Below are 19,988 nucleotides of genomic sequence, written 5' to 3' on the forward strand. Positions count from 1 at the left end.
CTGTCTCTTATACACAAATCCCTAAGCCACGCTTGGGGATTTTTTTGAACTATTTTTAGGTTTCATGATCTGATCATCTAAGCAATGACAAGGATGATTATCATGACCTATATAGAGCCAACCCTTTGGGCACAAAAACAGTTCGGTCAAGCCCACCTTAATGACCCTAGACGCACTCAAAGACTCGTTGCTCTCGCAGCCTCACTGGCCGAGCAGCCTGGCGTACCCGTCTCGAAACTCATTATATCCCCTGCTGAAATGGAAGGGGCTTATCGCTTCATCCGTAATGAGCAAATCAAAGCAGAAGATATCGCAGAAGCGGGTTTTTATGTCACCGCACAAGAAGCATTAGAGCAACAAACACTTCTTGCCTTAGAAGACACCACTTCTCTCAGTTACTCCCATCGCAGCATTCGAGATGAACTCGGGCACTCTAATCAAGGCAATCGACATCGCGCCATGTTTGTACACTCAACCTTACTTTTTGCTCCCGACACTCAATCTGTTATTGGTTTAATTGAACAACAGCGCTGGACTCGTGATATAGAAAAGCGAGGTCAAAGGCACCAGCATGCGACTCGACCATACAAAGAGAAAGAAAGTTATAAGTGGGAACAAGCCTCTCGCCATGTCGCTGAGCGACTTGGCGATAAAATTTCGGATGTCATTTCTGTGTGCGATAGAGAAGCCGACCTATTTGAATACCTCACTTACAAGCGAGAGCAACAACAAAGGTTCCTCGTTCGCTCAATGCAAAGCCGCTGTATTGAAGAGCACGATAATCGTCTTTATAGCTATGCTTCTACCCTGTTATCAGCCGGAGAGAAAGTGCTCGAAATACCGCAAAAAGGCGGTCGTAAAGCTCGCAAGGCTCATTTAGATATCAAATATGCCCCCGTGACACTCAAGTCTCCTGCTAACAAGAAAGAGTTCGATAACATTCCGCTTTACTACGTGGGATGTATAGAACAAGGAGAGAGTGGTAATAAGCTCGCATGGCACTTACTGACTTCAGAGCCGATAACGAGCAAGGAAGAGGCACTCAAAATCGTCAGTTATTATGAGCGGCGCTGGCTGATAGAAGATTTTCATAAAGTCTGGAAAAGTGAAGGGACTGAAGTTGAGCAACTGAGAATGCAAAGTAAGGATAACTTAGAAAGGCTCAGCGTCGTTTTGGCTTTTATCGCGACTCGGTTACTCCAGTTGAGGTTTATGAATGAATCAGACGAGTTATCTAAGAGCAGTTGTGAGCAGGTATTAAAAGGCAAAGCGTGGAAGTTAATGTGGCTCAAGTTGGAGAGCAAAAAACTACCGAAAGAAGCGCCTAATATATCATGGGCTTACAACGGTATTGCTCGGTTAGGTGGTTGGAAGAATACCAAGCGAACAGGTCGCGCTTCTATAAAGACGTTATGGCAAGGATGGCTTAGGTTACAAACCATCCTTGAAGGGTATGAACTCGCCAAGTCTCTTGATTAACCAGACTTGTGATCAAGAGACAGCCCAACTTGGAGCCATTTTTATTCTGATTAGCGCTTTATCGTAAGCTCGTAACGGTTTATTCCGCCTCAGATAATTCAGGTTCTGATACTTCGCTTTCAGATAACTCAACAACGCAAGCTCGGCTGATATCTTCATCGATGTATGCCATACCCAGTTTATTTAGGTAATCCATGCGGTCTGCAGTACGAAGATCGATATCAGGGCCTGCAATCTTGTTATCTTGGTAAACTTTAGCGAGATGAGCCATAAACTGCTCGCCCACACTCATCATTAACAGGCTCATCGCACCCACGTCCGGCCTTACTTTAGCGCGCTGTTTTTCAGACAGGTTTACCGCTAATACGATAGGTTGTTCATCACCTTCAAAACGAACGCTGCGCTCTCTCACCGTTTGTTGTGCCCAGTAGTACGCAAGCTCTTTGCTCTGAGTTAGGAACACAGGCTCTACAGATTCGGTGTAGTTATTGCCGATGGTTGCCATGGTTTTTACGGCGGCTTGGTTGAGTGCTTTATCACCCGAGCGTTTTAGTCCTTGGCCTTTAATAGAAGCGATTAATGCTGAAGAGGTTCCGTGATACCAAGTATCACCTGTTGCGAAACCATTTTCTGATAGCAGTGTTTTTGCATCTTGTAGGTGTTTAGGTATTGAAGTCATAGGCACTCTCAATCAAAAGAAATTTCAACAAACAGGAATCTCATAAAACATGAATACGGTTAGCTTAAACAGATGTTGCTTAGCTGACCGTGGGTTAGGGCACAAATCTGAGACTTTGAGATAAAGCTGGCAGTACAAGCCTTATCTCAAAGCCTTCCCCCGGATCTTACCGAAGTAAGAGAGAAGGGCGGGGGAGGCTTTAGCGTTAGCGATTAATCAAAAGTGCTAGTGACTAATCAAAAAAGTGCCAGCGATTAATCAAATTGGTTCGATGTATTCAGTTCACCCGCTGCTTTTAGTGCGTTTTCACCAGCGAAGTACTCTTTGTGGTCATCACCCATATCTGAACCAGACATGTTTTGGTGTTTAACACATGCGATACCTTGGCGGATTTCTTTACGTTGAACGTTAGCAACGTAGCCCAACATGCCTTGGTCACCGAAGTACTCTTTCGCAAGGTTATCGGTAGACAGCGCTGCAGTGTGGTAAGTAGGTAGAGTAATTAGGTGGTGGAAGATACCTGCTTCACGAGACGCATCTGCTTGGAATGTGCGAATCTTGTCATCAGCTCGTTTAGACAATTCAGTTTCGTCATATTCAGCACTCATTAGGCTAGCACGGTCGTAGGCAGAAACGTCTTCACCAGCTTCAACCATCGCATCGTATGCTTGTTGACGGAAGTTTAGCGTCCAGTTGAACGATGGAGAGTTGTTGTATACCAGTTTCGCATTAGGGTGTACTTCACGAACGCCATCCATCATCTCTTTGATTTGGCCGATGTGGGGCTTCTCTGTTTCAATCCAAAGCAGGTCAGCACCCGCGTTGATTGCTTCAATACAGTCAAATACACAGCGGTCTTCACCAGTACCTTGACGGAATTGGTACAAGCCAGATGGTAGACGCTTAGGACGTACCAGCTTGCCTTCACGGTTGAAGCAAACGTCGCCTTGTTTCATGTCAGCTACATCGATCTCTTCAACATCTAGGTAAGAGTTGTAGATGTCACCTTGGTCGCCCGGCTCTTTCACTACTGCGATTTCTTTTGTTAGACCTGCACCTTGTGAATCGGTACGCGCAACGATGATGCCGTTGTCGATGCCTAGCTCAAGGAAAGCGTAACGAAGTGCACGAAGTTTCGCGTGGAAATCAGCGTGAGGTACGGTTACTTTGCCGTCTTGGTGGCCACATTGCTTCTCATCGGCAACTTGGTTCTCGATTTGTAGACAACATGCACCTGCTTCAATCATCTGCTTAGCCATTAGGTAAGTCGCTTCTGCGTTACCGAAACCAGCATCGATATCCGCGATGATTGGCACTACGTGTGTTACGTGGTTGTCAATTTGGTCTTGGATGCGATCTTGTAGGTCAACATCACCTGCTTCACGAGCTGCGTCTAGTTCACGGAATAGACCGCCTAGTTCACGTGCATCTGCTTGGCGAAGGAAGGTGTATAGCTCTTCAACTAGCGCTGCAACTGATGTTTTCTCGTGCATTGACTGGTCTGGTAGTGGACCGAACTCTGAACGAAGTGCTGCAACCATCCAACCAGAAAGGTATAGGTAGCGGCGATCTGTTTTACCATCAAAGTGCTTCTTAATAGAAATCAACTTTTGTTGGCCGATAAAACCGTGCCAGCAACCTAGAGACTGAGTGTATTGAGAGCTGTCTTTATCGTAAGCCTCCATATCCGCACGCATGATATCTGCCGTGTATTGTGCGATATCTAGACCTGTTTTGAATTTGTTTTGAGCTCGCATACGAGCAGCAGATTCAGCATCGATTGCATCCCATGGAGCACCTGCAGCGCTTTTTGCAACTTCTATCATTTCGATATCTTGTGTAATTTGCGACATAACTATTCCTTAGTTTCACGTGGGTATGGTTGCCAACTTGGCTTGGATTAAAACTTTGCTATGGACAAAGAATAATCATACATGTGATAATTTTGTTAATTTATAGTTATTATATTCGGTATTTTTTATATGAATATTGCTCGTATAGACCTTAATTTACTTGTGTATTTAGACATGTTGCTACGTGAAAGAAACGTTACGCGAGCAGCGAATCAGCTGGGGATTACTCAGCCTGCAATGAGTAATGGACTGCGCCGATTACGCGATCTACTTGAGGATCCGTTGCTGGTCAGAACAAGTGAAGGAATGGTGCCAACCGAGCGCGCGCAAAAGTTGCAACCTTTGATTCGCAACATCTTGGCGAATGTAGAAAAGACCTTGCAACCGACGACGGAATTTAACGCAGAAGACAGTGAACGCGTATTTCGTATCATGGCGAGTGACTATGCTGAATCCACCATTATTCAGCCGCTATTAAGAAAGTTGAGTGAGATAGCGCCGAAAATACGCCTCGATATTATGACGCCAAGTGACGTGAGTTATCAGGATGTAGAGCAGGGTACCGTTGATATCATCATTAACCGCTTCGACGATATTCCTCAGTCTTTTCACCAGATGAGCCTTTGGCACGACGGCTTCTCTTGCCTATTCAGCTGCGATAATCCGATAGCTGACAATTTCGATATTCTTTCTTACTTAAAAGCGCAACACATTTGGGTGAGCAAAACCGGTATGGGTACGGGTGTTGGGATTAACCCAAGTGAAGCGCAGAAATTAGGTTGGATCGATGAAGCGCTAATGCGTATAGGTAAAACCCGAAACATTACCGTGTTTACTCGACATTACCTGTCAGCGATTTTATTCGCGCAACAGAAAAACCTGATCCTTACCATCCCAACCAAAGCAGCACAGCTGCAACGCAACAACCCTAAGTTATTGATCAAACCTGCTCCTTTTGCCATCGAACCTTTTGAAGTGAAGATGGCGTGGAGCCCGTTGTTACAAACCAATCCAGACCACCAGTGGATGCGTCGCTTGATAAAAAGTGTCGCCAATGAAATTGAAAGTGGTGTGACGGAATAACCCTATTTTTAGGGTATTTCTTTTGTGAATGTCCATTATAAGTGGCATAAATTAGCTAAATTTTCGTCAGTTACGTAAATTTAAGTGAGTAGTCAGTGATTAACTTGAGAGAGATTTTATGAGCAGTCGTATTCAACAGGGAAGCTTGAACATAGATAGCACCCTCTACCAACTAGTTAATGAACAGATCATCCCTAGCACGGGTATTCTTGCAGAAGACTTCTGGCAGTCATTTGCAACCATCCTCAAAGATCTGGCACCAAAGAACCGTGCATTGCTTATCAAGCGTGAAGATCTCCAACATCAAATCGATGTATGGCACCAAGAGCGTGCGGGTCAAACACTGGATGCTGCAGAATATAAACAGTTCCTACAGCAGATCGGCTACCTAGTACCTGAAGGCGATGACTTCCAAGTAACGACTGCCAATGTTGAGCCTGAAATCGCAACACAAGCTGGGCCGCAGCTTGTAGTGCCTATCATGAACGCGCGCTTTGCACTTAACGCAGCAAACGCGCGCTGGGGCAGTCTATATGATGCGCTCTACGGCACAGACGTGATCAGCGAGAGTGATGGCGCCGAGAAAGGCGGCAGCTTTAACCCTGTACGTGGTGCCAAAGTGGTGAGTTATGCTCGTGGTTTCCTTGATGATGCCGCACCGCTCAATGGCGTTTCTCATAAAGACGTGACTAAATACAGCATCAGTAACGTGAGTATCGGCAACACGCTTACCGCGACTCTAGATAACGGCGAAGAAGTCACGCTAATCGACCGCAATCAATTTATTGGTTATCAGGGTGACGCTAGTGCGCCTTCTTGTATCCTGCTTAAACACAATAACCTTCATATTGAAATTCAAATCGATCCTAGTGCACCAATCGGCAGCGTTGATGCAGCCGGTATTAAAGATGTGCTGGTGGAATCTGCACTGACTACCATTATGGATTGTGAAGACTCAGTAGCCGCTGTTGATGGTGAAGATAAGGCACTGGCTTACCGTAACTGGTTAGGCTTGATGAAAGGTGACCTACAAGAGTCGCTAGAAAAAAATGGCAAGACCATTGTTCGTAGCCTTAATCCAGATCGCCAATACACCAGCGTAACGGGTGGTGAGATCTCGCTTAAAGGCCGAAGCATGTTGTTTGTTCGTAATGTTGGTCATTTAATGACGAACCCAGCGATCATTGATGATGAAGGGAATGAAGTACCTGAAGGCATCATGGATGGCATGATTACCTCACTGATTGCTATGCATGATTTGAAAGGTAACAGCCCGTACCAAAACTCGATCGCTAATAGCATCAATATCGTAAAACCTAAGATGCATGGCCCTGAAGAAGTGACATTTACCAATGAGCTGTTTGGTCGCATTGAAGACGCATTAGGTTTAGAACGCTTTACTATCAAAGTTGGCATTATGGATGAAGAGCGCCGTACCTCTGTGAACTTGAAAGAGTGTATCCGCGCCGCTAAAGATCGTGTTGTGTTCATCAACACAGGTTTCTTAGACCGAACGGGTGACGAGATTCATACGAGTATGGAAGCGGGTCCATTTGCTCCTAAAACACAACTTAAAACCATGACATGGATTGGCGCTTACGAAGATCAAAACGTTGATCTGGGCTTAGCTTGTGGCCTGCAAGGTAAAGCCCAAATTGGTAAGGGTATGTGGCCAGAACCAGACAACATGGCAAAGATGATGGATGCCAAAATTGGTCATCCACAAGCGGGTGCTAATACCGCTTGGGTTCCTTCACCTACCGCTGCCACGTTACACGCATTGCACTACCACAAGGTCAGTGTACCGAGTCGCCAAAAAGAGCTGCGCGAGCGTGTGAGAGCGAACGTTGACGATATCCTTACTATTCCTCTACTGGGTAATCAAAAGCTGACTGCACAAGATATTCAAAATGAATTGGATAACAACACGCAAGGCATCCTAGGTTACGTAGTGCGTTGGATTGACCAAGGTGTAGGTTGTTCGAAAGTTCCTGATATTAATAACGTAGGACTTATGGAAGACCGTGCCACACTGCGTATTTCGAGCCAGCACATTGCAAACTGGTTACGCCATGGCATTTGCGATGAAGCCCAAGTGATGAAAACGATGAAGCGCATGGCTGCTGTTGTTGATGAGCAAAACGCTGGGGATCCAAGCTACCAGAATATGGCGCCTAATTTTGAAAACAGCATTGCGTTTTCTGCAGCGTGTCAGTTGGTGTTTGAAGGCTGTGCTCAACCAAGCGGTTATACAGAGCCAGTACTCCACGCTATGCGCTTGAAGCTGAAATCACTTAAGTAGCAAAACAACCGGATAATAAGAAAGAAAAGAATAACAACGATAAAAGTAACCCCCCTTAACCGAGCCCAAGGTGCCGCGCAATATAGCGCGGCTTTTTTTTGGTTCATCGCGGATTAGCGGGAACTAAAAACAAAAACGGTAGTAAGTGATATGGTTTAGTCGCCAAACAAAAATCATACACAAACTACCGTTTTCATGCCAAACCATACTTTCCTATCTTCATTCTGGGAAGGCTTTCATATAGTAAAGTCTCACCAGACAGCATCACTTATTACCCTGACTCTTAAACCCAACTCTGAGGCTAAGTGCCTTTGTGGTCTCGAGGCCGAGGCTATTCATGAGTATCAATGGCGTCATGTAAAAGAGGCCATGTTGCTCGGTGTTCCTGTTGAACTTTCCGTTCAAACACGAAGAATTAAGTGTCGTGTCTGCGGCATAAAAACAGAGTCTCTATCTTGGTTAGAGCCTTATGCTCGTATAACGAAGCGCTTAAAAAGTTATATAGAACAACTGCTGCCTCTTCTTCCCATTAAGCATATCTCCCAGTTAACAAGCGTACATTGGCACACCATTAAAGAGATAGATAAACGCCGACTTCCACGAGTGGTACCGTCAATGAAATGGGAGGGGCTAAGGCAACTCGTCATGGATGAGTTCGCTATCTTTAAAGGACATAGGTATGCCACGGTCATTGCTGACGCTAAGACGCACCAAGTCATTTGGATAGGGTTAGGCTGTAGCCGCAAGGACATACGACCGTTCTTCGAGCTGTTAGGCAAGCATGGCAATAATATCGAAGCGGTCGCGATGGACATGAATACGGCTTTTGACCTTGAAGTTCAAGCACATTGCCCGAACGCAAAAATCGTTTACGACTTATTCCATGTTGTTGCTTAGTTCGGTCGTGAGGTCATGGATAGAGTCAGAGTCGACCAAGCCAACAAACTCAAGCAAGATAAAAAAGCGAGGCAATGGGTCAAGCGTTCACGCTGGGTGTTGTTGAAAAATAGGGGCAACTTAAATACACAGCAAGACAGCTATCTTACAGAAATATTGAATATCAATAAGGACTTAATGACCACTTACATCCTCGGAGCACAACTCAAAGAGCTTTGGTATTGTGAATCAGAAGTGCATGCCAAAGGGCTCTGGGATACGTGGTGGGCACAAGTACAAGAGAGTGGGATTAAGCCATTAAAAGAGTTCGCACGAAAACTGAGTCCTTATCTTCACGGCATTCTCGCATCGGCAAGTTATCCGCTCAACACCTGCACATTGGAAGGGATAAACAACAAGATAAAGCTAATCAAGCGAATGGGATATGGGTATCGAGATACAGACTACTTCTTCTTGAAGATAAAAGCGGCTTTCCCCGGAAAGCCGCGATGAACCTTTTTTTTGCTTTCGTTTTCAGAGGGGTTGAGGAGCGAGGAGAAAAGCTAAGTTACCGCTAAAGCCTAGTTTCCACCGAAGCCTTAATTTCCACCAAAACATAGATACTTAATATCCATGTACTCATCGATGCCTTCTTTTGCCCCTTCACGACCAATGCCCGACTGTTTCACCCCACCAAACGGCGCTACTTCAGTAGAGATCAAGCCGTCATTGATGCCAACCATACCGTATTCAAGCGCTTCTGCTATCTTCCATACACGGTGAATATTCTGGCTGTAGAAGTAAGACGCTAAACCATAAATGGTATCGTTCGCCATCTCGATGAGTTCTTCATCGCTGTCAAACTTCATAACTGGAGCGACAGGGCCAAAGATCTCTTGTTGAACGATGTCCATGTCATGTTTCACGTTTTTAAGAATGACGGGCTGAATAAACTGGCCATCGAGTAATTGAGTTGGTGTAACAGGCTGTGCACCTTGCTCAATCGCTCGGTCAATTAAGCGTTGGATATTTTGTTTTGCTCTTTCACTGATGACTGGGCCGATATTGACGCCTTCATCTAAGCCATTGCCGACCTTAAGCTGTTGTACTGCTTGGTCGAACTTAGCTACAAATTCATCGTGTACTTTACTGTGGATATAGAAGCGGTTAGCACAAACACAAGTTTGCCCTGCATTGCGGAATTTAGATGCCATTGCTCCTTGCACGGCTGCGTCGATGTCTGCGTCGTCAAATACAATAAAGGGTGCGTTGCCGCCAAGCTCCATTGAAGTGCGTTTGATGCCTTTGGCGGCTTGCGCCATCAAAATGCTGCCAACACGGGTAGAGCCGGTAAATGAGATCTTTTTGATTAATGGATGAGAGGTAAACAGTTCGCCGATTTGTTCCGGACTAGTACCTAAAACCACTTGAATAAGGTCTTCAGGGATTCCAGCTTGGTAAGCCAGTTTAACGACCGCAAACGCAGAAAGTGGTGTCTCGTCAGAAGGTTTCACAATAAAACTACAGCCAGCCGCCAATGCAGGCGCTGCTTTACGCGTGATCATCGCCACGGGAAAGTTCCACGGCGTGATGGCACAGGCTAACCCAATCGGTTGTTTGATGGTGACTAGGCGTTTATCTGCCGCAGTACTTGGGATCGAATCGCCGTAGGTGCGCTTGGCTTCTTCGGCGAACCACTCAATAAAGCTTGCTCCGTAAACCACTTCGCCAGTCGCTTCTGCCAACGGTTTACCTTGTTCCATGGTCATCAAGCGAGCAAGATCATCTTTGTTTTCAAGGATCAACTTATACCAATTATTCAGTAGCGCAGCGCGAGTTTTGGCTGGAACTTTTGCCCACTCTTTCTGTGCGATATTTGCACGCTTGATAGCGTTATCTAGCTCCACCTCGCTAGAGATTGGCGCATAGCCAATGAGCTCACCGGTTGCTGGATTGGTGACCGTAACCGCGCTATCTGCTTCTGTCACCATAAAAGAGAGTAATTGCTTGTTGTTGATTTTGAGCATTGTGGTTCCTTATTGATGATTACTTAACACGTGTTGATCTAGTGAATGAACTTACCGTTGTCAAGGAGCCAGATAGCCTCAAACTATTTATTGTTGACCCCAGTTGTCCGCTTCGATTTTCGCTAGTGCTTTCGCTGCTTTTTGCAGTGCAGGCAAAAACTTAATCGCTTCATCTGGCTTCACTCGAATCACAGGTGCTTGAATTGCTAAACCAAGGTTGGATTGACCGGTTGGTGATGGGATGAGTACCGCAATACACACCAAACCTGGAAGAAACTCTTCATCGTCAATAGCATAGCCTTGGATCTTCGCTTCTTCGATATCTTGTTCTAGAACGGAGTAGTCGGTAATGGTTTTTACTGTGTACTGCGTCAGAGGCACATTCTCGATCAGTCGTCTGCGCTGTGATTTCGACATGTGAGCCAAAAACAGTTTGCCGGTAGCCGAGCAATGCACAGGAACGCGAGAACCTGGTTGGAGGTGGAAACGAAGTGGGGCTTCCGTTTCTGCACGGTCAAGGTAGATGATCTCGCCGCTTGATAGCGCTGTCAGGTTGCAGCTTTCGCCAACTTCTGCACGCAGGTTTTCAAGAATCGTGCGTCTTGCACTGTGCATAGTGCTATTGAAGAGTAGGTTTTCGGCCAGTTTTCTGAGTCGAATACCTGAGCTGTAGTGCTTATCGTCACCATCTCTTTGAATGATGCCTGCTGATTCCAGTTGTTGCAGCATGCGGTGTAACGTCGGTTTCGGTAGCCCGGTTTCTTCGACTAATCCTTGAAGAGAAATGAATTCGTCTTTCTGTGCGATTACCTCTAATAGAGCAAAAAGTCGAAGAGTTGGCGTATCTCCTTGAACTTGTGGTGTTTCTGTTTGCATACAGTGATTCATCCTTGCGATATGTCTATGTGTAAGAGTGTACATAGCAAATCAATTTCCTTCAATTATCTGAATAATATTTGACCTTTTTTATTATTTCAATAATATAAAGTTAAATTATGGAACAATTAATCTCAATAAATGGAGTTTATCATGAAGGCAATTGAACGGATTATTGATAAGGCTCACTTAGATCGTAAGCGCGTGGTGTTGAGCGAAGCGGAAGATCCTCGAGTGCTCGCCGCAGCACGATTAGCGATAGACAAACAGCTCGCCCATATCACGCTAGTGGGGGATGAGAAGGCGATTATTGAAGCCGCGCAGTTGCATCATATTAATCTTGCCGGTATTCACATTGTTTCACCTCAAACGTCGGCTCTGAAAGTCGTATTAGCTGAGCGCCTATATGAGTTAAGAAAAGCCAAAGGCATGACGTATGAAGATGCTTTGGAGAAGGTTAAAGACCCACTTATTTTTGCCAACTTGATGGTGAGGGAAGGGTTAGTAGACGGCACGGTAAATGGTGCGGTGTATACCACTTCTGATGTGGTGCGAGCTGCACTGCAGATCATCGGCCCTGCTCCCGATAGCGAGTTGGTATCGAGTTTCTTCCTTATGATGTTGTGTGAGCCTTTCCATAATCTAAAAGGTGGTCTGATTTTCAGTGACTGTGGCTTGGTGATTAACCCCAATGAAACGGAGCTGGCATCAATCGCGGTCGCCGCTTCTCAAAGTGCTCAGGCATTGCTAATGGAAGAGCCTAAGTTGGCGATGCTTTCATTCTCCACCAACGGTAGTGCGAAACATGAGTCGGTGGACAAGGTGCGCAGTGCTGCGCAGATCGTGAAACAGCGTTGCCCTGGTATTGCGGTTGACCAAGATGTTCAGCTTGATGCCGCAATTGTCACCGAAATCGCGGCTAAAAAGTTGCCTGATTCCGAAGTGAAAGGTCAATCCAATGTGTTGATCTTCCCCAACCTCGAAGCGGGCAATATAGGTTACAAGTTGGCAGAAAGGTTAGGTGGTGCGGTCGCCATTGGTCCTTTGCTCCAAGGGTTGAATCAACCGGCCAATGACTTATCAAGAGGGTGCTGCGCAGAGGATATCTTTAACGTCATTGCCGTTACCGCGCTACAAGCGCAGCAAGGGAAAGTGTCTGGCTCTAAGGCTGACACTGAAGCTAATGTTGAAGAAAGACAAGAGCCGACATTTGATTTTAGGTATTAACATTAGTTGCTTAAACTAACGCTGATATGCACTCATATTACCCCAAATAACCTATTTAGGATTGTTAATGGAGTTACCGGTTTTACTCGCCATTTTGGCCACTATTGCGCTAGGCACCTATTTTCAAACCGTCACGGGCTTTGGGTTAGGCATCATTGTGATTGGTTTGACGGTCAGCCTTAATCTAGTTTCCCTAAATGTTATTGCCGCGGTGGTGAGTATTGTCACCTTGTTCAATTGCTTGGTTGCTTTGATGGGCAAGCCGTTGCTTGGCGAGCTAAAAATCCTTGTGGTGTTGGTGATCGGTATTATTCCCGGCGTGTCACTTGGGGTGTTCTTGCTAGGCGAATTGAGCGAATCTGCAACGCATATCCTACGAGCTTTGTTAGGCGCTATGGTGCTATTCGCAGGCTTGAGTTTTATGTTCAAACCTAAAACTAGAACCCAACGCTCTACAACCCTGTCTTTTTTGGTGTCAGGGTTTAGCTCTGGTCTCGCGGGCGGGCTATTTGGTATGGCGGGTCCACCGATTGTTTATCATCTCTACAGGCAACCTTTTACGCTTGATTTAGTACGAAGCACACTGCTGATGGTGTTCGCTTGCACGTCGATGTCACGTACCGTGAATGTTTACGCTGCAGGCGATATGGAAGCAAGCATATTGTGGCTATCTGCGATTGCTATTCCTTTGGTGGTGCTTGTCACCATGTTCGCGCGCCGCTTTCCGCCTCCCTTGTCGAATGACCAACTCAGAAAGTTAGTATTTATGGTGTTGATGTTGATTGGTGGGTATTTGATGGCCGTGTCGGCATGGTCATTGTTGGGCTCTTCATAAACCAGCTCTATCAATGAGGCTAGCGACTCGCTAGCCGAAGCTTCACCGTCTAAACACGCTTTAGCATCTCAAAGATTCCTCTACATAGTCCAAACAAGCAGCTCTCTTGAGTATCCAACGTGATGTTACTGCGATAATAGGGGCTTAAATCTACCCCCATTCCTACGCCGTGGATTTCAATATTATTCTTGGTCGTCTCGCGATCAATCACCTGTTTGAGGTGGTTGTCTAAATAGAATTGATCATTGGCTGTGCTGGTGGCGGTATCCATCGGGCAACCGTCCGAAAACACAAACAAAACCTTTCGTTGTGCGCTGTGCTGCTGCAATCGCTGGCTGGCAAACTGAACCGCTTCGCCATCAATTCCTTCTTTGAAGATGTCCGCTTTACGAAGGCTTGCAATACCGAGTCGAGCGCGCCTCCAATGGGTATCAAAATCCTTAAATACGATATGTCTAACCTCGTTTAAACGCCCGGGATGTTTCGGTTGGCCTTGTTTGAGCCACTGTCGGTAAACCTTGCCACCGTTCCAGTTGTTGGTGGTGAAGCCGATAATTTCAAAGGGGATATTGGCGAGTCCAACGGATTTGAGGATCGTATCCATTAGTAGGCTTAGCTTGTGGCTGTGTTTTTGCATCGACCCTGAACAGTCCATCAAAAACGTGATGGCACATTGGTGAGACGGGCCAATTTCAGGCTGATAAAAAAACGTACGGTCTAAAGGAGAAGTGATGAGCTTAGTGATGGCAGTGGCGTTGACGATGCCTTCTTCTAGGTGTTCTTGGCGTCGAATTCGTTGTGGTGTGGCAACAAAACCAGACAGCATGGCGGCTAAGCGTCGGGTATTCACTTGTCTCGCCATCAAGTCATCAGTGAGTTTTTGTCTCAGTTCGAATAATAGGGCACGCCGGACGAGCTTATCTGCGGCGATCACTTGGTCAAATTCTGAATTGAATACTTGATAATTAGCGCCTGACAATTCGAAGACCTTACTACTGCCAGTGATGTCCGCATCAATCTCTTCATCTTCTATGTCCCCATCAACGATTAAAGCAAGTTGCGCGAGGATTTTAATGTCCTCTTCAACCGTTGGGGTGCTTGAGCTTTCACCCTCTTGTTCTTGGTTGATAAGTGCTTGTGCCAGAGACGCGAGCTCGTTGGCATAGTGAGCAAAACGCTGTTGATTGGCTCGATGTTCTTTTAATTGTTTTAGACAGCTACCAAATATAGGCACGATGCCTGCTCGAGTCGATTCAATGGTTTCAGCGATGGGATCCGAGACTGGAACACCCGTTAAGCGAGTGTGGATGACCTGCATTAATGTGAACAACAAAATACCAATGCGGGATTCAGTAAAGCCATTTTGATGATATTGATCGCTCCAATACGCAAAGTTGAACTGAATGCTCTTAGTGACGCCTTTTAGGTAAGCGGGAACTTGTGACTCGATTCGTACCTGTTCGCAAAAATCGAATAGTAAACGCTCGACTTCATTTTTTGGGCGCAACGAATAGTGAAGTTCAGCATCAGAAAGCAACAGCCTCAATGCGGATGAGTCAATTTTACCGTTCATCAATAATTTACTGTTGATGAGCTCATGGCGTGACACAAAGGTGAGATCGTTGGTGTGTGCCGATAAGTGATAACAAGGACGACTACCGTTGTAGAGGCGCTCTCCTCGGTAATTCAGGTTCAATTCACCGCTGATCGCTCTGGCAATCGACACGCCAATATCGAGGATCTTTTTCTGTTGGGAGGAAATATTAGCCATCGATTAAAACTCCGACTGAGCATAGCTCTGAGTATGCTCCTCTAGAGCTTCACCAAAGCAGCGGAAGTAATATTCGCGAACTAGCTCCTTCTCTTCGTCTTCACAACGGTTGAGGAACGACAGCCTAAATGCAGTGGCTACATTCTTGAATATTCGAATATTCTCAGCCCATGTGATTACTGTTCTTGGCGACATAACCGTTGATAAATCGCCGGCTCTAAATCCATTTCGCGTTAAACCGGCGGTGGCGATCATTTTCTCTATTAACTGATTACCGCTTTCATTGTTTAGCTCAGGACACTTTGATAGAACGATCTTGGTTTCATGTTGTGGGTCTAAATAGTTAAGTGTCGCGATGATGTTCCATCGGTCAAGTTGGCTATGGTTAAGCACTTGAGTACCAGAATACAAACCGGAAAAGTTACCTAAACCGAGAGTATTGCAGGTCGCAAACAGACGGAAAGAAGGGTGGGGAGTGATCACTCTGTTTTGCTCGAGCGAAGTGTATTTTCCGTCTTGCTCTAACAGTTGCTGAATCACAAACATCACATCAGGTCGGCCCGCATCGTATTCGTCCAATACTAATGCGATGGGTTGCTGAATGCTTTGTGGAAGAATGCCTTCCTTAAACTCCGTTACCTGCATTCCATCTTTAATGACGATGCTATCTTTGCCAATGAAATCCAATCGGCTTAAGTGCCCATCTAGGTTGATCCTCAAGCATGGCCAATTTAATCGTGCTGCCACTTGCTCTATATGAGAAGACTTGCCGGTTCCGTGTGTGCCTTGTATTAACGTGCGACGGTTAGATGTGAAGCCCGCTAATATTGCGAGCGTGACTTCAGGATCAAAACAGTAGTTGGGATCGATCTTCGGTACGTACTCTCCCGCCTTCTCAAAGGCCAACACCGTTAAATCGCTATCGATGCCGAAATGCTCTCTTACACTTACCTGTTGCGTTGGTCGCAATTCCTCATTGTTCATTCTTTATTCCCCATTATCGCTTCCATGACTGCTGTGATTTTTGAACTGCTATCGATTATTAACCTCTCTCTTGGAGTTAACGACACTTTTTTGTACGAAAAACTACCAATAATGTGATCCAGTTTTATTAATTAGAATGAATTGTTCCATTTTAACGCAAAAAGTTGACGCGCAAAAAATCTACTACTAAGGTGAATTTGAATTCAAAAAAGAGACGATTCATTCCGAAAAATGAAATTTAGGTTAACTCAAGGAGAATGGAAGAATGAGTGAGCAAGAAAAACGTACGGTTGTTTCCGGCACAGTAACAATGACACCATCAGAAGCGTTCGTTGAAACTATGGTCGCCAATGATGTCACCGATATGTTCGGCATCATGGGTTCGGCATTTATGGATGCAATGGATATCTTTGCTCCTGCTGGCATTCGATTGGTCCCAGTGGTACACGAGCAAGGTGCTGCTCACATGGCAGATGGTTACTCTCGAGTCTCTGGTCGCCACGGTGTCGTTATCGGTCAGAATGGACCGGGTATCAGTAACTGTGTAACAGCAATCGCAGCAGCGTATTGGGCACACAGCCCTGTTGTAATTGTGACGCCAGAGACCGGCACTAAAACAATGGGCTTAGGTGGTTTCCAAGAGTGTAACCAACTTCCAATGTTCCAAGAGTTTACTAAGTATCAAGGGCATGTAACGCACCCTGACCGTATGGCGGAGTACACAGGGCGATGCTTTGACCGCGCAATGAGCGAGATGGGGCCTACTCAACTTAACATCCCACGTGACTACTTCTACGGTGAGACTCAAACCGAGATCCCTCAACCGGCACGCTTAGACCGTGGCCCAGGTGGTGAAAAATCTCTGAATGAAGCGGCAGACCTGATTGCTGAAGCGAAATTCCCTGTCATCATTTCTGGTGGCGGTGTGGTAATGGCTGACGCGGTTCAAGAGTGTGCAGCGCTGGCTGAAAGACTGGGTGCGCCAGTAGTAAACAGCTACCTACACAATGACTCGTTCCCAGCAAGTCACCCATTATGGTGTGGTCCACTAGGTTACCAAGGTTCGAAGGCTGCAATGAAGTTGATGGCTCAAGCGGACGTGGTTATTGCTCTTGGTACTCGCCTTGGTCCATTCGGCACATTGCCTCAACACGGTATGGATTACTGGCCGAAGAACGCAAAAATCATTCAGATTGATGCGGACAACAAGATGCTTGGCTTGGTTAAGAAGATCTCTGTGGGTATTTGTGGTGATGCGAAAGCGGCTGCAGTGGCATTAACCGAGAGATTGGAAGGTCGTGCACTGCTGTGTGATGACAACAAAGGTGCTCGCCAAGACACCGTCGCAACAGAAAAAGCGCTGTGGGAAAAAGAGCTTGATGAGTGGACGCACGAGCGTGACTCATTCAGCTTAGACATGATCGAAGAAAACTCGCATGAGACTCCTTTCTCTGGTGGTGAATATCTTCACCCACGCCAAGTACTTCGTGAACTTGAAAAAGCGATGCCAGAAGACGTAATGGTCTCAACGGATATCGGTAACATCAACTCGGTCGCAAACAGCTACTTACGTTTTGAAAAACCGCGAAGCTTCTTTGCGGCAATGAGTTTCGGTAACTGTGGCTATGCGTTCCCGACCATCATTGGTGCGAAAGCAGCAGCACCTCATCGTCCAGCTATCTCTTACGCAGGCGACGGCGCGTGGGGCATGAGCCTGATGGAGACCATGACGTGTGTTCGTCACAACATTCCTGTGACTGCGGTGGTATTCCACAACCGTCAATGGGGCGCAGAGAAGAAGAACCAAGTCGACTTCTACAACCGACGTTTTGTCGCTGGTGAACTAGACAACCAAAGCTTTGCAGAGATCGCTCGAGCAATGGGTGCTGAAGGTATCACGGTTGATAAGCTAGAAGATGTTGGCCCAACTCTACAAAAAGCCATCGACATGCAAATGAACGAAGGCAAAACAACCATCATTGAGATCATGTGTACTCAAGAACTGGGCGACCCGTTCCGTCGAGACGCATTGTCTAAACCGGTTCGTTTCCTAGATAAATACAAAGATTACGTATAACCAATAGGAAGTTTGTCCGGCACTGTATTATCGAAAGTGTTAGGGAGAAGGCTATCGAGATCGGAGTCGGACAAACAAATTAAGTGATGGTTTTTGATATTAAATTGAACGTGAAAGAAAACTCTTTTTTCATTAAGTCATATTTTTTACGTTCCTTGCTCTGAATATTAGAGCACTAACCAAATCACTATTACACCAAATTAAATTGTATCGATATCGAGGTTTTATCAGTAATTATTATTAACCGAATATCAAAATAGTAATTATTGATGAGTCACTAGATTTATTCGACTTTAGTATGAGTATTCGAAGAGTCGTTAACCTTTATTTTTAGCTAAGAATCATTATTTATATAGGTGAGTGGTAGAAAATAGATATGAACAATAAACGGTATATAAGCTCACTCAAAGAACTGTATCAAATAATTGATTCATATATTAAAGAGTGCAACGAACCTTGTGGGTTGATTTATAACGTTTGTGATTACGAAAACAATAACTTGATGCCTAGCTTGGGTCGTTCTAATCGTAAGAACTTACGCCGAGTCGAACAAGATTTGCTTTCAACGGTTCGTATCTATGGTGGGCATTCATTGCACTCTCACGACATAAATGATTGGTTGCTGATGTGCTTAGCAAAGAAGCAGGGATTTCCCACTCGTTTACTTGAATGGAGCGATAACCTGCTTAATGCGCTGTGGGCTTTGTGTCATAGTCAGAGTAAAGACTGCATTAATATTACTAAAGCAATTGATTTTGAGAGAGTTAGTGATTTCTTTACACCATGTGGTGTTGAGAAAACTCAGATATTTCATGTTGTTGATTGTGATCAGCAAGAACAACGTAAGGACAAATGGTATTCCATTCATCCGTTTAAGGAAGGTTGCAATGATGCCATTCAACCTTTGTACGACGAGCAAGGATATTCAAACGGTCTAGTATCCGTTCATGTTCTTCCGTCAGCCAAAGTAAATCTGATAAAGGAGTTAATATCCATGAATGTGTTAAATGAACCTACAGAGTATAAAGAAGAGACACTGGTTGATTTGAAAAATGAATCACACGTCGATGGAAATAAGGTTATGGGTAAAGATGGAAGCAACATCGAATTACAAGTTAATACTCATGATCGAACTTTGGAACAATATGGACGAAAGTACCATCAAGATTTTGACTTCGACTAACGACTAATATCATTATCGAAAATTAAGACTTCGCTCATGTCTGATTTTAATTATTTAAATAGAGTGAAGTCTTGTTTAAATAAACTTAGAACACTAATTAAATTTATAAAAATACGAAATCTGTGAGCTTAAAGATTGTATATAACACAACTCGAAGTTAGAGTTGTGCGGCTTGTTATCAAGTTGTTAAATCTTTCAAGTTTCTAGTTTAAAAACTCTAATAAAAAAGTGGCGCAAAGCTACTGAAATTTAAACCAATAACGTAAACATAAAGGATTCTGGAATATGAATATGCAAACCAATGCAGCGACATTCGTGCTGGAAAACCAAGTCGACACAGCCTTTTTACAGTCATTCAGTGATGCTTGGAATAACCATGATATCGAAGCATTAATGTCGTTCATGACTGAAGATTGTGTATTCCATACTGTGGCTGGCGAAGGCTTAGTTGGAAATACTATCGAAGGGTACGAAGCGGTTCGAAAGAGCTTTGAATTGGTTTGGCAGAACTTCCCAGACGCCGCTTGGAGCGATCCTGTCCACTTTGTGTGCGGTGATCGCGCTGTGAGTGAATCAACGTTTTCTGCTACAAACCCGGATGGCAGCATTATTGAAGCTCGCATGGTTGATGTATTTACTCTGAAAGACGGAAAAATCAGCGTAAAAAATGCCTTCCGTAAAACAAGACCTCTTTTGACTCCCACAAGCTAGACACGAAATCGCAACCCGTTCACGT

14 protein-coding genes and 1 pseudogene are annotated in these 19,988 nt (G+C 45.1%); 9 read left to right on the forward strand and 6 right to left on the reverse strand.

The genetic code is table 11. From position 1 onward, the window contains the following. Window positions 1-102: 102 nt before the first annotated feature. On the forward strand, window positions 103-1,479 hold the full coding sequence (locus tag OCV52_RS22640) for an IS4 family transposase (protein WP_102265919.1): 1,377 nt from the start codon (window positions 103-105) through the stop codon (window positions 1,477-1,479). Window positions 1,480-1,558: 79 nt separating this feature from the next. Here OCV52_RS22640 and OCV52_RS22645 read toward each other — a convergent pair whose 3' ends face one another. Both OCV52_RS22645 and OCV52_RS22650 read right to left on the reverse strand, forming a co-directional pair. Beyond that, complete coding sequence (locus OCV52_RS22645) at window positions 1,559-2,158, reverse strand: hypothetical protein (protein ID WP_137408599.1); 600 nt, start codon at window positions 2,156-2,158, stop codon at window positions 1,559-1,561. Between the two features lie 254 nt (window positions 2,159-2,412). Beyond that, window positions 2,413-4,011: an isocitrate lyase gene (locus tag OCV52_RS22650; RefSeq protein ID WP_137408600.1), complete on the reverse strand. Its 1,599-nt coding sequence runs from the start codon at window positions 4,009-4,011 to the stop codon at window positions 2,413-2,415. Window positions 4,012-4,140: 129 nt separating this feature from the next. On the opposite strand from OCV52_RS22650, the gene OCV52_RS22655 reads away from it, so the two are divergent. The 3 genes and pseudogenes from OCV52_RS22655 to OCV52_RS22665 all read left to right on the forward strand — a co-directional run bounded on the left by OCV52_RS22655 (window position 4,141) and on the right by OCV52_RS22665 (window position 8,785). Beyond that, on the forward strand, window positions 4,141-5,094 hold the full coding sequence (locus OCV52_RS22655; RefSeq protein ID WP_063525311.1) for a LysR family transcriptional regulator: 954 nt from the start codon (window positions 4,141-4,143) through the stop codon (window positions 5,092-5,094). A 118-nt stretch (window positions 5,095-5,212) separates the two neighbouring features. After that, entirely contained in the window at window positions 5,213-7,396 is a 2,184-nt protein-coding gene (locus OCV52_RS22660; protein ID WP_137408601.1) for a malate synthase G, read from the forward strand. A 195-nt stretch (window positions 7,397-7,591) separates the two neighbouring features. Next, window positions 7,592-8,785, forward strand: a pseudogene (locus OCV52_RS22665) (ISL3 family transposase). Between the two features lie 86 nt (window positions 8,786-8,871). On the opposite strand, the gene OCV52_RS22670 reads toward OCV52_RS22665, so the two are convergent. Then, on the reverse strand, window positions 8,872-10,299 hold the full coding sequence (locus OCV52_RS22670) for an NAD-dependent succinate-semialdehyde dehydrogenase (RefSeq protein WP_137408602.1): 1,428 nt from the start codon (window positions 10,297-10,299) through the stop codon (window positions 8,872-8,874). An 87-nt stretch (window positions 10,300-10,386) separates the two neighbouring features. Continuing rightward, window positions 10,387-11,175 carry an IclR family transcriptional regulator gene (locus OCV52_RS22675; protein ID WP_008215739.1) on the reverse strand — a complete coding sequence of 263 codons (789 nt, stop codon included), beginning with the start codon at window positions 11,173-11,175 and terminating at the stop codon, window positions 10,387-10,389. Between the two features lie 153 nt (window positions 11,176-11,328). On the opposite strand from OCV52_RS22675, the gene pta reads away from it, so the two are divergent. Together pta and OCV52_RS22685 are read left to right on the forward strand one after the other, a co-directional pair. After that, complete coding sequence (gene pta, locus OCV52_RS22680) at window positions 11,329-12,402, forward strand: phosphate acetyltransferase (protein ID WP_137408603.1); 1,074 nt, start codon at window positions 11,329-11,331, stop codon at window positions 12,400-12,402. Between the two features lie 67 nt (window positions 12,403-12,469). Then, window positions 12,470-13,237, forward strand: a complete 768-nt coding sequence (locus tag OCV52_RS22685; protein WP_137408604.1) for a sulfite exporter TauE/SafE family protein — start codon at window positions 12,470-12,472, stop codon at window positions 13,235-13,237. A gap of 49 nt (window positions 13,238-13,286) precedes the next feature. Here OCV52_RS22685 and OCV52_RS22690 read toward each other — a convergent pair whose 3' ends face one another. After that, the gene (locus OCV52_RS22690) at window positions 13,287-15,008 is read right to left on the reverse strand and encodes a cobaltochelatase CobT-related protein (protein ID WP_137408605.1); all 1,722 of its coding nucleotides are present in this window, start codon (window positions 15,006-15,008) and stop codon (window positions 13,287-13,289) included. Between the two features lie 3 nt (window positions 15,009-15,011). Further along, window positions 15,012-15,992 carry an AAA family ATPase gene (locus OCV52_RS22695; protein WP_137408606.1) on the reverse strand — a complete coding sequence of 327 codons (981 nt, stop codon included), beginning with the start codon at window positions 15,990-15,992 and terminating at the stop codon, window positions 15,012-15,014. A gap of 265 nt (window positions 15,993-16,257) precedes the next feature. Here OCV52_RS22695 and xsc point away from each other — a divergent pair, with 265 nt between their 5' ends. The 3 genes from xsc (at window position 16,258) to OCV52_RS22710 (ending at window position 19,963) form a co-directional block, all read left to right on the forward strand. After that, on the forward strand, window positions 16,258-18,069 hold the full coding sequence (gene xsc, locus OCV52_RS22700) for a sulfoacetaldehyde acetyltransferase (protein WP_061032189.1): 1,812 nt from the start codon (window positions 16,258-16,260) through the stop codon (window positions 18,067-18,069). A 376-nt stretch (window positions 18,070-18,445) separates the two neighbouring features. Next, on the forward strand, window positions 18,446-19,252 hold the full coding sequence (locus OCV52_RS22705) for an FRG domain-containing protein (protein ID WP_137408607.1): 807 nt from the start codon (window positions 18,446-18,448) through the stop codon (window positions 19,250-19,252). A 285-nt stretch (window positions 19,253-19,537) separates the two neighbouring features. After that, complete coding sequence (locus tag OCV52_RS22710) at window positions 19,538-19,963, forward strand: nuclear transport factor 2 family protein (protein WP_137408608.1); 426 nt, start codon at window positions 19,538-19,540, stop codon at window positions 19,961-19,963. Window positions 19,964-19,988: the final 25 nt, after the last annotated feature.

Source organism: Vibrio chagasii (genome assembly GCF_024347355.1).
Lineage (GTDB): Bacteria > Pseudomonadota > Gammaproteobacteria > Enterobacterales > Vibrionaceae > Vibrio > Vibrio chagasii.

What these genes read in the sequence shown, in the direction of transcription:
- OCV52_RS22640 (WP_102265919.1), top strand. Translation starts at nt 103, where the DNA reads ATGACCTATATAGAGCCAACCCTTTGGGCACAAAAACAGTTCGGTCAA.
- OCV52_RS22645 (WP_137408599.1), bottom strand. Translation starts at nt 2,158, where the DNA reads ATGACTTCAATACCTAAACACCTACAAGATGCAAAAACACTGCTATCA.
- OCV52_RS22650 (WP_137408600.1), bottom strand. Translation starts at nt 4,011, where the DNA reads ATGTCGCAAATTACACAAGATATCGAAATGATAGAAGTTGCAAAAAGC.
- OCV52_RS22655 (WP_063525311.1), top strand. Translation starts at nt 4,141, where the DNA reads ATGAATATTGCTCGTATAGACCTTAATTTACTTGTGTATTTAGACATG.
- OCV52_RS22660 (WP_137408601.1), top strand. Translation starts at nt 5,213, where the DNA reads ATGAGCAGTCGTATTCAACAGGGAAGCTTGAACATAGATAGCACCCTC.
- OCV52_RS22670 (WP_137408602.1), bottom strand. Translation starts at nt 10,299, where the DNA reads ATGCTCAAAATCAACAACAAGCAATTACTCTCTTTTATGGTGACAGAA.
- OCV52_RS22675 (WP_008215739.1), bottom strand. Translation starts at nt 11,175, where the DNA reads ATGCAAACAGAAACACCACAAGTTCAAGGAGATACGCCAACTCTTCGA.
- pta (WP_137408603.1), top strand. Translation starts at nt 11,329, where the DNA reads ATGAAGGCAATTGAACGGATTATTGATAAGGCTCACTTAGATCGTAAG.
- OCV52_RS22685 (WP_137408604.1), top strand. Translation starts at nt 12,470, where the DNA reads ATGGAGTTACCGGTTTTACTCGCCATTTTGGCCACTATTGCGCTAGGC.
- OCV52_RS22690 (WP_137408605.1), bottom strand. Translation starts at nt 15,008, where the DNA reads ATGGCTAATATTTCCTCCCAACAGAAAAAGATCCTCGATATTGGCGTG.
- OCV52_RS22695 (WP_137408606.1), bottom strand. Translation starts at nt 15,992, where the DNA reads ATGAACAATGAGGAATTGCGACCAACGCAACAGGTAAGTGTAAGAGAG.
- xsc (WP_061032189.1), top strand. Translation starts at nt 16,258, where the DNA reads ATGAGTGAGCAAGAAAAACGTACGGTTGTTTCCGGCACAGTAACAATG.
- OCV52_RS22705 (WP_137408607.1), top strand. Translation starts at nt 18,446, where the DNA reads ATGAACAATAAACGGTATATAAGCTCACTCAAAGAACTGTATCAAATA.
- OCV52_RS22710 (WP_137408608.1), top strand. Translation starts at nt 19,538, where the DNA reads ATGAATATGCAAACCAATGCAGCGACATTCGTGCTGGAAAACCAAGTC.